The organism is Streptomyces hundungensis, assembly GCF_003627815.1.
Lineage (GTDB): Bacteria > Actinomycetota > Actinomycetes > Streptomycetales > Streptomycetaceae > Streptomyces > Streptomyces hundungensis_A.
On sequence record NZ_CP032698.1, the window covers coordinates 2,052,535 to 2,066,272 of the forward strand.

General features: G+C 73.2%; 11 protein-coding genes and 1 pseudogene. 9 read left to right on the top strand and 3 right to left on the bottom strand.

The window, feature by feature from the left end:
* Positions 1 to 15: 15 nt before the first annotated feature.
* From DWB77_RS09145 to DWB77_RS09165, 5 genes and pseudogenes are all read left to right on the top strand, one after another.
* Positions 16 to 609: pseudogene (locus tag DWB77_RS09145) on the top strand (DUF4142 domain-containing protein); the annotation flags it as partial.
* 105 nt (positions 610 to 714) lie between these two features.
* Positions 715 to 2,139: a DUF692 domain-containing protein gene (locus DWB77_RS09150; RefSeq protein WP_120720773.1), complete on the top strand. Its 1,425-nt coding sequence runs from the start codon at positions 715 to 717 to the stop codon at positions 2,137 to 2,139.
* 93 nt (positions 2,140 to 2,232) lie between these two features.
* The gene (locus DWB77_RS09155; protein ID WP_120720774.1) at positions 2,233 to 3,021 is read left to right on the top strand and encodes a DUF4142 domain-containing protein; all 789 of its coding nucleotides are present in this window, start codon (positions 2,233 to 2,235) and stop codon (positions 3,019 to 3,021) included.
* A 74-nt stretch (positions 3,022 to 3,095) separates the two neighbouring features.
* Complete coding sequence (locus DWB77_RS09160) at positions 3,096 to 3,854, top strand: TIGR04222 domain-containing membrane protein (RefSeq protein ID WP_120727564.1); 759 nt, start codon at positions 3,096 to 3,098, stop codon at positions 3,852 to 3,854.
* Between the two features lie 106 nt (positions 3,855 to 3,960).
* Positions 3,961 to 5,559, top strand: a complete 1,599-nt coding sequence (locus DWB77_RS09165) for an alpha/beta hydrolase (protein WP_120720775.1) — start codon at positions 3,961 to 3,963, stop codon at positions 5,557 to 5,559.
* Between the two features lie 78 nt (positions 5,560 to 5,637).
* On the opposite strand, the gene hemQ is transcribed toward DWB77_RS09165, so the two are convergent.
* Positions 5,638 to 6,354 (bottom strand): hydrogen peroxide-dependent heme synthase, encoded by a 717-nt coding sequence (hemQ, locus tag DWB77_RS09170; RefSeq protein WP_120720776.1) that lies wholly within the window; start codon positions 6,352 to 6,354, stop codon positions 5,638 to 5,640.
* 4 nt (positions 6,355 to 6,358) lie between these two features.
* Positions 6,359 to 7,789 (bottom strand): protoporphyrinogen oxidase, encoded by a 1,431-nt coding sequence (hemG, locus tag DWB77_RS09175; protein ID WP_120720777.1) that lies wholly within the window; start codon positions 7,787 to 7,789, stop codon positions 6,359 to 6,361.
* Positions 7,790 to 7,997: 208 nt separating this feature from the next.
* Between hemG and DWB77_RS09180 the strand changes: the two genes are divergently transcribed.
* Positions 7,998 to 9,374 (top strand): FAD-dependent oxidoreductase, encoded by a 1,377-nt coding sequence (locus DWB77_RS09180; RefSeq protein WP_120720778.1) that lies wholly within the window; start codon positions 7,998 to 8,000, stop codon positions 9,372 to 9,374.
* Between the two features lie 3 nt (positions 9,375 to 9,377).
* Here DWB77_RS09180 and hemE read toward each other — a convergent pair whose 3' ends face one another.
* The gene (gene hemE / locus DWB77_RS09185) at positions 9,378 to 10,445 is read right to left on the bottom strand and encodes a uroporphyrinogen decarboxylase (RefSeq protein WP_120727566.1); all 1,068 of its coding nucleotides are present in this window, start codon (positions 10,443 to 10,445) and stop codon (positions 9,378 to 9,380) included.
* A 90-nt stretch (positions 10,446 to 10,535) separates the two neighbouring features.
* Between hemE and DWB77_RS09190 the strand changes: the two genes are divergently transcribed.
* From DWB77_RS09190 to DWB77_RS09200, 3 genes are all read left to right on the top strand, one after another.
* Complete coding sequence (locus DWB77_RS09190) at positions 10,536 to 11,189, top strand: DUF3000 domain-containing protein (protein WP_120720779.1); 654 nt, start codon at positions 10,536 to 10,538, stop codon at positions 11,187 to 11,189.
* A 277-nt stretch (positions 11,190 to 11,466) separates the two neighbouring features.
* The gene (locus DWB77_RS09195) at positions 11,467 to 12,129 is read left to right on the top strand and encodes a helix-turn-helix transcriptional regulator (RefSeq protein WP_114039865.1); all 663 of its coding nucleotides are present in this window, start codon (positions 11,467 to 11,469) and stop codon (positions 12,127 to 12,129) included.
* Between the two features lie 78 nt (positions 12,130 to 12,207).
* Positions 12,208 to 13,491 (top strand): HRDC domain-containing protein, encoded by a 1,284-nt coding sequence (locus DWB77_RS09200; RefSeq protein ID WP_120720780.1) that lies wholly within the window; start codon positions 12,208 to 12,210, stop codon positions 13,489 to 13,491.
* The last annotated feature ends 247 nt before the right edge of the window (positions 13,492 to 13,738 follow it).

Here is a 13,738-nt window from a genome sequence, read left to right on the forward strand (position 1 = left end):
TCCAGTCGTTTCGCCCTGCGCCGCGTGAACGGTACGGGTCTGTTGATCGCCGTGCTCGTGGCCACCATCGCCGCGCTGGCCTTTCCCGTCTGGTCGTACGCCGACCGCGGCGGCACCCCGCAGGCGACTCTCGACTCGGCCTCGACACCGACCCCTTGGGGCCCGCTCTCCGCTACGGACCGGGAGTTCGTCACCAAGGTGCGGCTCGCCGGGCTCTGGGAGGGGCCGGCCGGGCAGCAGGCACAGCAGCGGGCCCCCAGCGCCGCGATCAAGGCGGCCGGGGACCACCTCGTCATGGGCCACGCCGCGCTGGACCGGCACGACCGCGACGTGGCCGCGAAGCTCGGCATCGAGCTGCCGAGTCAGCCCAACCCCCAACAGCAGGGCTGGCTGCGCCAGTTGACGGCGGACAGCGGTACCGCCTACGAGCGGGACTTCGCCAACCTGCTCCGCGCCGCGCACGGCAAGGTGTTCGCGCTGGTCGCCCAGGTGCGCGCGACCACCCGCAACTCGCTCGTGCGGGAGCTGGCGAACGACGCCAACACCACCGTGCTCGACCACATGACGATGCTGGAGGCCACAGGTCTGGTGGACTTCGACGCGCTGGCCGTCCCCAGCTGAGTCGGGCGTCCGGAGCGGCGCGGCAACCTCAAATCAAGCTCTGAAGTGGCTCGGTCGGGGTTCGGGGCCGCCGCCGGGGGCCATGACCTGTCCATGAAGCAACTGGGCATCGGCATCGGCTGGCGGCCTGAGATCGCCTCGGCGGTGGAGGGGCTCGACGGCATCGACTGGGTCGAGGCGGTCGCGGAGAACCTCTGCCCCGGGCACCTCCCCGACTCGCTGGTACGGCTGCGCGAGCGCGGCGTCACCGTGGTGCCGCACGGGGTCTCGCTCGGCCTCGGTGGCGCCGACCGCCCGGACGCGCGGCGGCTCGCCGAGCTCGCGGCCCGGGCCGAGGCGCTCGGCTCCCCGCTGGTCACCGAGCACATCGCGTTCGTGCGCGCGGGCGGCACGCTGACCGCCTCGCCGCGCCTGGAGGCGGGCCACCTGCTGCCGGTCCCGCGCACGCGCGACGCCCTGCGGGTGCTGTGCGAGAACGTCCGCATCGCGCAGGACGCGCTGCCCGTGCCCCTCGCCCTGGAGAACATCGCGGCCCTGATCGACTGGCCATACGAGGAGTTGACGGAGGGTCAGTTCCTGACCGAGCTCGTCGAGCGGACCGGGGTGGGGCTCCTCGTCGACGTCGCCAACCTCCACACGAACCGGGTCAACCGGGGCGAGGACCCCGTGAAGGTGCTCGACGCGCTGCCCCTGGAGGCGATCGCGTACGTCCATGTCGCGGGCGGCGTGGAGCGGGACGGCGTCTGGCACGACACGCACGCCCACCCCGTGCCCCGCGCCGTCCTGGACGTCCTGGCCGAGCTCGCCGCACGGATGGACCCGCCCGGGGTGCTCCTGGAGCGGGACGAGGCGTTCCCGCCGGCGGCGGAGCTCGCGGGCGAGCTCGACGCGATCCGGTCCACGCTCCGGCCCGCCCGGCGCCCTGCCCCGCGCCCGGCCGAACCGGTCGCCGAACCGGTGGCCGGGCCAGTGTCCGGGGCCGGACCGGAGGCCCCCGCCGAACCGGCGGCCCGGACCAGCGCAGCCATCCGGACCGATGCGACCGCCCCCGAAGGGAGCCGTGAGCGGCTGGCGCTGGCGCAGGCCGCGTTGCTGTCCTCGCTCACCGCCGGCACGCCCGCGCCCGCCGGGTTCGACGGGCCGCGCCTGCGGGTGCAGGCCCGTGCGCTCGCGGCCAAGCGGGCCGACGTGGTGGCCAAGGTGGCGCCGGAGCTGGTGACGCTCCTGGGCGACGGCTTTCGCGAGGCGTTCCTCGGGTACGCCAAGTGCCGTCCGATGTCCGGCGGTTACCGCCAGGACGCCCTCGACTTCGCGCGCTCGTTGCTCGACGCGGGCCGGCCGGGTGACGCCGACACCCGGCGGGCGCTGGCCCGGTGGTGGAAGGAGCGGGCCGGTGCGCGGCCGCCGGGCCGCGCGGCACGGCTCCTGAACACCGTGGGCGGGGCGGCCCTGGGGCGGCGCAACCGGTCAACGTATCGCGTGGGTAAGGGAGTTGAGACGAACTCCTCCCTCACGTGACGACTTCCACACCACCCGGCCACCCATTTCACCGAACCGCCTCCCGGATCAGCGGCAACCGCACTACCGTGCGGCACGCACCAGGAGGCATCCATGCGTCGCTTGCTGTCCGGTACCGGGCTCGTCCTCGTCGCGCTGGCCGCGACCCTGCTCGCGCTGCTCTTCCCGCTCTGGTCGTACGCCGACCGGTCCGGTACGCCCCTCGCCGACCTCGACGCCGCGACGGTGCCGACCCGCTGGGGCCCGCTGTCCGCGGCCGACCGGGACTTCGTGGTCCGGGTGCGGCTCGCCGGGCTCTGGGAGGGGCCGGCCGGGCAGCAGGCCATCGAGCGCGGACCCAGCGCCGCGATCGAGGCGGCCGGGCGGCACCTGGTGGACGGGCACGCCTTCCTCGACGCCCGGGTGCGTGAGGTCGCGGCCCGGCTCGGCATGGAGCTGCCCGACCAGCCCAACGACCAACAGCGGGGCTGGCTGAGCCAGTTGACGGCGGACACCGGTACCGCCTACGAGCGGGACTTCGCCAACCTGCTGCGCGCCGCCCACGGCAAGGTGTTCTCGCTCGTCGCCCAGGTGCGCGCGACCACCCGCAACTCGCTCGTGCGTGAGCTCGCCGACGACGCCAACACGACCGTCCTGGACCACATGCGCATGCTGGAGGCGACCGGGCTCGTCGACTTCGACGCGCTCGCGCGGGACGGTGCCTCGGCGGCGACCGCGAGCCCCACCGGGCCGCCCCCGCCCACGCCGGGGGCGACGCTCGCCAGCCCCGCACCGCTCGCCCCCGAGGCCTCCGACAGCGCCGAGCCCTCGTTCTCGCTGCCGCCCGCCGCGTCCCGCCCCAAGGACGAGGCGTCGTCCACACCCGACACCCACACTCCGTAACGAAGGAATAACTCCACGTCCAGATTGTGGACAGACTGTGGCGGGCAACCGTCAACTTCGCATACAACTCGGCCATGTTCTGGGTGCTCTTCCTTCTGCCGTCGATCGTCGCGGCCGGGTTGTCCTGCGGTCGGCTCTGCCTCGCGGCCGTCGCCGCCGCGCGCCCCGGACCGCGTCCGGAGGAGGAGCGGGACCTGTCCTGCTACGAGGCCGCGTTCCTGGCGGGCGGCCCCTACCGGGTCGCCGACCTCACCCTGATCTCCATGCACCGGGCCCGTCGGCTGCTGCTCGCCCACACCGGCTGGGCCACTGTCGTGGACCCCGAGGGCCGCGACGACCTGGAGCGGTCCGTCCTCGCCGCGATCGGCCCGGGCGGCCAGGAGCGGATAGCGACGATACGGTCCGGCGCGGCCGCGGCCGACGCGGTGCGCGCACTCGCCGACCGGCTCGCGGGGGCGGGCCTGGCCGTCCCGGACGTGGTGCGCGACGGGGTCAGCTCCTCGGTGCGGGCGGTCCGGGGCGCCGCCCTGCTGATCACCGCGCTCGGCGCCGCGGCGCTGTTCATGCCCGGTGAGGCGTCCATCGGGCGGGCCGAGATGGCCGCCTGGTTCTCGCTGCCGCTCGTCCTCACGCTTGGCTGCCTCGCCATCGCCCGCATGGAGATCCACCCGTACACCCGCTGGGCCTCGCCCGACGGGCAGGCGCTGCTCGGCGGGCTCGACGCGGCGGGTGATCCGCTCACCGCGGTCGCCGTGCGCGGAGTGCGGGCCGTGGACGATCCCCAGGTGCGCAGCGCCCTGACGAGCGGTCGCTTCGCGCATCGGAGTCAATGACCGCGTCCGGGGCGGCCCGGCTGCTTTACTTCCCCTCAGGCTAAGTATCCCCTTTTGACCTGTATGTACTTCGGTAGTACCGCAGCACGAAAGGGATGTTCCGGCGATGAGAGCTGTAGCGCTGTACGGAACCGTGGGTTCCCTCGTCCTTTCCGCCCTCGTCGCCGCTCCCGCGGGCAGCGCCGACCCGCTCACCGTCGAGGCCCGGGGCGCGGCCGCGGCCGCCCGGCACGCGGCCGCCACCCCGATCGCCTTCGGCCGCTGCCCCGAGGTGGAGGCGCTGCCTCCCTCCGTGCAGTGCGGCACCGTCAAGGTCCCGCTCGACTACGCCCACCCGACGGGCCGTCAGATCGCGCTGACCGTCAGCCGGGTGAAGGCCAAGGGCAAGCCCGCCCAGCGGCAGGGCGCCCTGGTCTTCAACCCGGGCGGGCCCGGCGCCTCCAGCATGTACTTCCCGATGGTGGCCGACCTCGCCGCCTGGAAGCGGCTCGCCGGAGCGTACGACCTCATCGGCTACTCCCCGCGCGGGGTGGCCCGTTCGGCCCCGCTGTCCTGCCAGAACCCGGCGGACTTCGCCCAGGCCCCCTCCGACGCCCCGACCCACCCCGACGAGCCGTACAAGATGGAGCGCATCGCGCAGGCCCAGGCGTACGCCGCGGGATGTGAGCGCAACGCGGGTCCGGCGCTGCGCTTCTACACGACCCTCAACAACACGCGCGACCTCGACGTGCTGCGGGCCGCGCTCGGCGAGAAGAAGCTGACCTTCATGGGTTCCTCGTACGGCACCTACTTCGGGGCCGTGTACGCGACGCTGTTCCCCTCGCACGTCCGCCGGATGGTCTTCGACTCGGCGGTCGACCCGGACCCCGACCAGATCTGGTACCGCAACAACCTCGACCAGTCCCGCGCGTTCGAGAGCCGCTGGGCCGATTTCCGCACCTGGGTCGCCAAGCACGACGACGTCTACCACCTGGGCGCCACCGCGCAGGAGGTCCTGGAGAGCTACGAGAAGGTGCGGGCCGCCCTGACCCGCAGGCCGGCCGGCGGCACGGTCGGGCCCGCACAGTTGCAGGCCGCGTTCCTCAAGGCCGGGTACTACGACGACTACTGGTCGAGCCGGGCGAGCGCCCTGGCGGAGTACCTCAAGGGCAATGAGCGGCCGCTGGTCCAACAGGCCGCCCCCAGGCCCGAGTCGGCGAGCGACGACGAGAACGGGAACGCGGTCTACACGGCCGTCGAGTGCAACGACGCCCCGTGGCCGACGGACTTCGCGACGTGGGACCGCGACAACAGCGAACTCGCGCGGACCGCGCCGTTCGAGACGTGGGACAACGTGTGGATGAACCTGCCGTGCGCCTACTGGCCGGCCCCGCGGCAGAAGCCGGTGGACGTCCGCGTACAGCCGGGGGCGCTGCCGCCCACGCTGATCCTGGCGGCGGAGCGGGACGCGGCGACACCGTACCCGGGCGCTCTGGAACTCCAGCGGCGGCTTCCGGGCTCCGTGCTGATCACGGAGAAGGACGCGGGTACGCACGGCATCGCGGGCGGCGCCAACGCGTGTGTGAACGGCTATGTGGAGGACTACTTGCTCAACGGCCGGACGCCGGTGCGGCGCGCTGAGTGCGCGCCGCACCGGGAGCCGAACCCGGTGTCGCTGGACGAGCGGACGACCCACAGGCCGGGGCGTGCGGTGCCCGCTCTCTGATCTTCCGGGTCAGGGGCGACCGGACCCGCTCGCGTGGCGCGGGCCGGTCACCTGGTCTTGCGTGGCCGGTGGAGGCCGTCAGGCGAGCCCGGCGACGAGGTCGGCGACGGACTTCCTGCGGCCGGTGTAGAACGGCACCTCTTCACGCACGTGCATCCGGGCCTCGGAGGCGCGCAGGTGACGCATCAGGTCGACGATGCGGTGCAGTTCGTCGGCCTCGAAGGCGAGCAGCCACTCGTAGTCGCCGAGCGAGAACGAGGCGACCGTGTTGGCCCGCACGTCGGGGTAGCCGCGGGCCATCTTGCCGTGGTCGGCGAGCATGCGGCGGCGGTCCTCGTCGGGCAGCAGGTACCAGTCGTAACTGCGCACGAACGGGTACACCGACACGTAGTCGCGCGGGTTCTCGTCGGCGAGGAACGCCGGGATGTGCGCCTTGTTGAACTCGGCGGGACGGTGCAGCGCCATGTTCGACCACACCGGTTCGAGCGCGCGGCCCAGCTTGGTGCGGCGGAACAGGTTGTAGGCGCTCTGGAGCTCGTCGGAGGTCTCCGCGTGCCACCAGATCATGATGTCGGCGTCGGCGCGCAGACCCGACAGGTCATAGGTGCCGCGGACGGTGATGTCCTTGGCGGCGAGCTGGTCGAACAGCTCCTGGACCTCGTCGGCGTAACCGGTGCGGTCCTCGGGCAGGACGTCGCGCAGCTTGAAGACAGACCACAGGGTGTAGCGGATGACCTCGTTGAGGTCCTTCGCCTTCTTCCCCGCGTTGGGAATCTTTTCCGGAGCAGCACTCATGTGGCTATTGTCCCGCGTCACTCTGGGTGTTCCGCGCCAGGGTCGACGTGGCGATGATCTCGTCGGCGGCGCGCCGGGCGCTCGCGACGCAGGCGGGGATGCCCACGCCGTCGTACGCGGCGCCGCAGACCCGCAGTCCGGGCAGCTTGGCGACCTCGGCGCGGACGCGGGCGACCTTGGCGAGATGGCCGACCGGGTACTGCGGAAGTCCACCGATCCAGCGGTTGACGCGGCTCGCGACGGGTTTCGCGGACAGCCCGACGGCCTCGCCGAGATCGCCGAGCGAGACGTCCACGAGGTCGGCGTCGTCCCAGTCCAGGTGGCGCTCCTCGCCGTAGCGGCCGATCGAGGTCCGCAGCACGAAGAGGTCCGAGCCGCGTTCCTTGACCCAACTCCACTTGTGCGTCGAGAAGGTGGAGGCCTTGATGGTGTGCCCGTCCACCGGCGGCACCAGAAATCCCGAGCGCGTCTCCAGGCCGGCCAGATCGGCCCGCCGGAAGGCGAGCGTGACCAGGACCATCGAGGCGTACTCCACCTCGGACAGCTCGGCGGCCGCGACCGGCGACTCGGCGGCGAGCAGCGCGGAGGCCGACCAGGCGGGGGTGGAGAGGATCACCCCGTCGGCGTCGATCAGTTCACTGTCGGTACGGATCCGCCAGCCGTCCGCGGTCCGGGTGAGGGCGAGGACCGGGGTCTCGGTGCGGATCTCGCCGCCCTGGGCCCGTACGGCGTCGGCGACCGCGACGGGCAGGGTGCCGATGCCGCCGTCCAGGCCCGCGAAGACCGGGCCGCCCCGCTGCTTGGCCGCGGCGGCCGCCTGGATGTCCTGGACGCCGTCGAGGAGCGAGGGGTGGGTGCGGGCCGCATCGAAGAGCTGGGGCACCGCGGCCCGCATCGAGATCCGGTAGGCGTCGCCCGCGTAGACCCCGCCAAGGAGCGGTTCCACCAGGCGGTCGACGACCTCGCGGCCCACCCGCTTGGCGACGAACTCGCCGACGCCGATGTCCTCGCCGAGCTCGGTGGGCGGCAGTTCACGGTCCTGGGCGACCCGGGCCAGGCCCTCGGCGGACAGGATGCCGTGCAGGGTGTCCGGCTGTGCGGGAACGCCCATGACATGGCCGGTGGGCATGGGCCGCAGCGCGCCTCGGGTCCAGATGGCGGCGCCCGCGGCGGCGGGCGCCTGGATCCGGTCGCCGAGGCCGACCGCGCGGGCCAGCTCCACCCCTTCGGGGCGGCGGGCCAGCATCGACTCCGCGCCGAGGTCGACGGGCGCGCCCTCGATCTCCCCGGCGAGCAGCTTGCCGCCGAGCACCGCGCTGCCTTCGAGCACGGTCACCCGGGCGCCGGACGCGAGCAGCCGGTGGGCGGCGGCGAGCCCGGAGATGCCGCCTCCGACGACGACGATGTGCGGGGCGCGGGCGGGGGCGTTGTCCATGGCTCCACTGTCTCAGACCGGCGCCGACCACCGGAAACGAGCCCCGGACGCGGTATCGGGGGCGCCTCAACTGGGCTTGCGAGTAGGCGAGTTGGGGGACGCGTGCGGCCAACCCCCGGGCCGTTCCCGGACGGCCGGAGAACGCCGCGCGCCGGCCCTCCGTATCGTGATCGGTGAAGGCGGACCCTCAGGAGCGGAGGCAACACCCATGGCGGCGGAGCGACTGGTGGTCATCGGCGGTGACGCGGCGGGCATGTCGGCGGCATCGCAGGCCCGCAGGCTGAAGAGCCCCGAGGAGTTGGAGATCGTCGCCTTCGAGCGGTCGGGCTTCACCTCGTACTCCGCGTGCGGCATTCCGTACTGGGTGGCGGGCGACGTGCCGAGCCACGAGGAGCTGATCGCCCGCGGCCCCGAGGAGCACCGCGCTCGCGGGATCGATCTGCGGATGCGTACCGAGGTGACGGAGCTGGACGTGGCGGGCCGGCGGGTGCGCTCGCGGGATCGGGACTCGGGCGGCGAGGAGTGGACCTCCTACGACAAGCTCGTCATCGCGACGGGGGCGCGCCCGGTGCGGCCCGCGCTGCCCGGCATCGACGCCCCCGGGGTGCACGGGGTTCACACCATCGACGACGGGCGGGCGCTGCTTGAGAGCCTGGAGTCGGCCGGTGAGCGGCGCGCGGTGGTGGTCGGCGGCGGCTACATCGGCATCGAGATGGCCGAGGCGATGCTCGTCCGCGGCTTCGAGGTGACGCTGCTGACCCGGGGCGCCGAGCCTATGCACTCGCTGGACCCGGACATGGGCCACCGTCTCACCGAGGCGATGGAGCGCTCCGGGATCACGGTGGTCACGGACGCCGAGGTCACCAAGGTGCTCACGCACGAGTCGGGCCGGGTGCGCGCGGTGGCGACCGACCGGGCCGAGTACCCGGCGGACGTGGCGGTGCTCGGCCTCGGCGTCACTCCCCGTACGGAGCTGGCCCGGGCGGCCGGCCTGCCGCTCGGCGCCTCGGGCGCGCTGCGCACCGACGCCTCGATGCGGGTGCGCGGGCATGAGAACATCTGGGCGGGCGGCGACTGCATCGAGGTGCTTGACCTGGTGTCGGGCCGGCACCGCCACATCGCGCTCGGCACCCACGCCAACAAGCACGGCCAGATCATCGGCGCCAACGTGGGCGGCGGCTACGGCACGTTCCCGGGCGTCGTCGGCACGGCCGTCACCAAGGTCTGCGAGACGGAGGTGGCCCGCACCGGGCTGTCGGAGCTGGAGGCCCGCGAGGAGGGCCTCCAGTACGTCACGGCGACCATCGAGTCCACCACCGTCGCCGGGTACTACCCGGGCGCGGCCCCGATGACGGTGAAGATGCTGGCGGAACGGGAGTCGGGGCGGCTGCTCGGCGTGCAGATCGTGGGCGGCGCGGGCTCGGCCAAGCGGATCGACATCGCGGCGGTCGCGCTGACCGCCCGTATGACGGTGGATCAGATGACGGCGCTCGACCTGGCCTACGCGCCGCCGTTCTCGTCGGTGTGGGACCCGGTCCTGGTGGCGGCGCGCAAGGCGGTCTCGACGCTGCGCGCCGCCGGCTAGCCGCTACTGGGCGGTCTGCTCGTGGACGTACGCGACGAGGCGGGTCAGCGCGTCCGGGTCCATCGACGGGAGCACGCCGTGGCCGAGGTTGAAGACGTGGCCCTCAAGGCCCGCCGCCGCGTCCAGGACCTCGCGGGTCTTGGCCTCGACAGCCGCGGTCGGGGCGAACAGGACGGCCGGGTCGAGGTTGCCCTGGAGCGCCTTGCCGGGGCCGACCCGGCGGGCCGCCTCGTCGAGCGGGACGCGCCAGTCGACGCCGACGACGTCCGCGCCGGCCTCGCCCATGAGGCCGAGCAGTTCGCCGGTGCCGACGCCGAAGTGGATGCGGGGCACGCCGTAGCCGGCGACCGCCTCGAAGACCTTGGCCGAGGCGGGCAGGATCGAACGGCGGTAGTCGGCCGGGGCGAGCGCGCCGACCCAGGAGTCGAAGAGCTGCACCGCGGAGGCGCCCGCCTCGATCTGCACCTTGAGGAAGGCGGCGGTGATCTCGGCGAGGCGGTCCAGCAGGTCGGCCCACAGCTCCGGGTCGCCGTACATCATGGCCTTGGTGTTCTCGTGGTTGCGGGACGGGCCGCCCTCCACGAGGTAGCTGGCCAGCGTGAACGGGGCGCCCGCGAAGCCGATGAGCGGCGTGGCGCCGAGCTCGCCGGTCAGCATGCCGATGGCCTCGGTGACGTAGTGGACGTCGTCCGGGGTCAGATCGCGCAGCCGCGCCAGGTCGGCCCGGGTGCGGATCGGGTCGGCGACGACCGGGCCGACGCCCGGCTTGATGTCCAGGTCGATACCGATGGCCTTGAGCGGGACCACGATGTCGCTGAAGTAGATGGCCGCGTCGACCTTGTGGCGGCGCACCGGCTGGAGCGTGATCTCGGTGACCAGGTCGGGCCGCATGCACGACTCCAGCATCGGGATGCCCTCGCGCACCTTCAGGTACTCCGGCAGCGACCGCCCGGCCTGGCGCATGAACCAGACCGGGGTGTGCGGGACGGCTTCCCGCCTGCACGCCTTGAGGAACGCGGAGTCGTGCGTCGTGCTGTTCGGCTGGCCCACAGGGCGGTCGTTGGCGCTCACGACCAGAATCTTCGCATGTGCCACAAGCGGCTGCCCCGGGCCGGGTGTCCCTACCGGCGCCGGGCGCCCGTTCCGCCTAGTCTTCCCCGCATGGCTGCCGCTCAGGGACGAACTTCGGATGGCGCTGACGGCAGGGACGCCGCGGACGGAACCTCCGTTCCGATCCCCTTCCGTCAGGCCGTCGACGCACTGCGGACGGCGCGACCGCGCCCCGAGATCGAGCTGGACGAGACCCGCCCGCCCCAGCGCCTCGCGCCGTACGCCTACGCCCTGGAGGCGGCGGTCGTGGAAGGCGAGGAGGATCTGGCCGACGGCCGGCTCGTCCTGCTGCACGACCCGGCCGGGCACGACGCCTGGAAAGGCACCTTCCGCCTGGTCACCCTGGTACGGGCCGAGCTGGAGCCGGAGATGGCGGCCGATCCCCTGCTGCCCGAGGTGTGCTGGTCCTGGCTGACCGGCGCGCTCGAAGCCCGGGGCCTGGCGTACGGGGAGGCCGGCGGCACGGTCACCCGGGCGGGCTCGCACTACTTCGGCGGGCTCGCGGAGCGCCGTCCTGCCACCCAGATCGAGATCCGGGCGTCCTGGACGCCACGCGAGGGGCCGGGCGGCGTGCCGGACACGGCGGGCCATCTGGCGGCCTGGTGCGATCTGCTGTGCCAGATCGCGGGCCTGCCACCGGCGTCGGGCCCCGCCGACGGCGGCGGTGGCGTGGTGACGCTGCCCCAGCGCCGCGATCCTCGCTGAGGACCGGCACCACCTTTTTCGCCTCCCCGCGCCCCGCGCGCCCGCCTTCGGTGGGGCGCGGGGCGTTTTCGTGGGCCCCCGCGCGGGCCCGTGCGCCCCGGCGGCCACTCGACGATCGAGCGTCTGTTCGAATTGCCCTAAATGTTTCTCACCAAATCGTGATCATTCTCTAAAGGCCGAGGGGTTTGGTGCCGAAGAGGTTTGTGACCCTAACTGCACGGTTCGCCCCGGCTTCATCCCCGAGCCGGCTTCGTCCCGCACCTTTCCAGGAGGCCTGGTGTCCGTTCTTCTTGAGCAGCCCGCAAGCCTGGTCGCCTACCGCCCGAACAAGCCGACGGCCATGGTCGTCGTTGCCGACCCCCGAGTCCGCTCCACCGTCACCCGGCACCTGTGGGCGCTCGGAGTACGTGACGTCATCGAGGCGTCGTCCATCGCGGAGGCCCGTCCCCGCGTCGGCAACCCGCGCGACATCTGCGTTGCCGACGTCCACCTGCCCGACGGTTCCGGGCTGACCCTGCTGTCCGAGACCCGAGCCGCGGGCTGGCCCAACGGCCTGGCCCTGTCCGCCGCCGACGACATCGGTGCCGTGCGCAACGCCCTCGCGGGCGGCGTGAAGGGCTACGTCGTCACCGGCACCCGCACCAACATCGGCCACCCCGGCCGCCCCGGCGCCGCCCCCATCGGCGCCGCGGCCGCCCGTATGCACCGCCGCCCCCCGGGTGCCCCGAGCCACCCGGGCGGCTACCGCGAGCTCTCCGGCCGTGAGGTCGAGGTGCTCCGGCTCGTCGCCGAAGGCCAGTCCAACAAGGCGATCGGCGTCTCCATGGGCCTGTCCGCCCTGACCGTCAAGTCCCACCTCGCCCGGATCGCACGCAAGCTCGGCACGGGTGACCGCGCCGGGATGGTGGCCGTGGCGCTGCGGACCGGAATCATTCACTGACTGGTTTACGACCCTCGCGCGCCCGTCGACGGAACGTTCCGTCGACGGGCGCCGTGCATACACGGATACCCTTGACAGGTGACCGACGCCCATAAGACCGCAGCAGAGACAGCACTGCGAACCACCGGGGGCGCTCCCCCGGACGACGTCGACAAGGCGCCGATTCCCTTGCTGGAGCCCCGAGAGGGCATTCCGCCCGTCGTCGCCACCGACGAGGCCCTGGCCGACGTGGTGGCGGCCTTCGCGGCGGGCACCGGCCCCGTCGCCGTGGACGCCGAGCGCGCGTCCGGCTACCGCTACGGGCAGCGCGCCTACCTCGTGCAGCTCCGTCGGGAGGGCGCCGGCAGCGCTCTCATCGACCCCGTCGGTTGTCCGGATCTCTCCGGTTTGGGGGAGGTACTTTCGGACACGGAGTGGATTCTGCACGCCGCCACCCAGGATCTGCCCTGCCTGCGCGAAATAGGCATGGTTCCCTCCCGGATCTTCGACACCGAGCTCGCCGGCCGGCTCGCGGGCTTCCCGCGGGTGGGTCTGGGCGCGATGGTCGAGAGCGTGCTCGGGTTCGCCCTGGAGAAGGGCCACTCGGCCGTCGACTGGTCGACTCGGCCGCTGCCCGAGCCCTGGCTGCGCTACGCGGCGCTCGACGTGGAGCTCCTGGTCGATCTGCGCGACGCGTTGGAGAAGGAGCTCGACCGGCAGGGCAAGCTGGAGTGGGCCCGCGAGGAGTTCGACGCGATCGCCTCCGCCCCGCCGGCCCCGCCGCGCAAGGATCCGTGGCGCCGCACCTCCGGGATGCACAAGGTGCGCAGGCGCCGCCAGATGGCCGCCGTACGGGAACTGTGGACCGCCCGGGACGCGGTGGCGCAGCGGCGTGACGTCTCGCCGGGCAAGGTGCTCAGCGACTCCGCGATCATCGAGGCCTCGTTGGCGCTGCCCGCCCATGTGACCGCGCTGACCGCGCTGCCGGGCTTCGGGCACCGGATGGGGCGGCGTCAGCTGGAGCAGTGGCAGGCAGCCGTCGACCGCGCGAAGGCGCTGTCGGAGGCGGAGCTCCCCCAGCCCGGCCAGCCGTTGCAGGGGCCTCCGCCGCCGCGGTCCTGGGCGGACAAGGACCCGGCCGCCGCGGCCCGGCTCTCGGCGGCCCGGGCGGCCGTCTCCGAGCTCGCGGAGCGGCTGAACATGCCGCAGGAGAATCTGATCACGCCGGATACGGTGCGGCGGGTTTGCTGGGAGCCGCCGGGGGATCGGTCCGAGGGCGCGGTTGCCGAGGCGCTGGCCTCGTTCGGTGCCCGGCGCTGGCAGATCGAGCAGGTGACGCCGCTCCTCTCGGCGGCCCTGACCGCCACCCCCACCAAGCCCTGACCCCCTGGGGCGGGCCCCCAGCCCCCTGGGGCTCCGCCCCAGACCCCGACGCGTTTGCCCACCCACCCGCCCGTGCCGCGGGTTGGTTGGTTCCGCCCCTGGGGCTCCGCCCCAGACCCCGGGCACCTTCCCCACCCACCCGCCCGTGCCCCGGGGTTGGATGGTTCCGACCCCCTGGCTCCGCCCCAGACCCCGTTCGCGCCTGAACGGCGCTCGTCCTCAATCGCCGGACGGGCTGAGGTGCTGG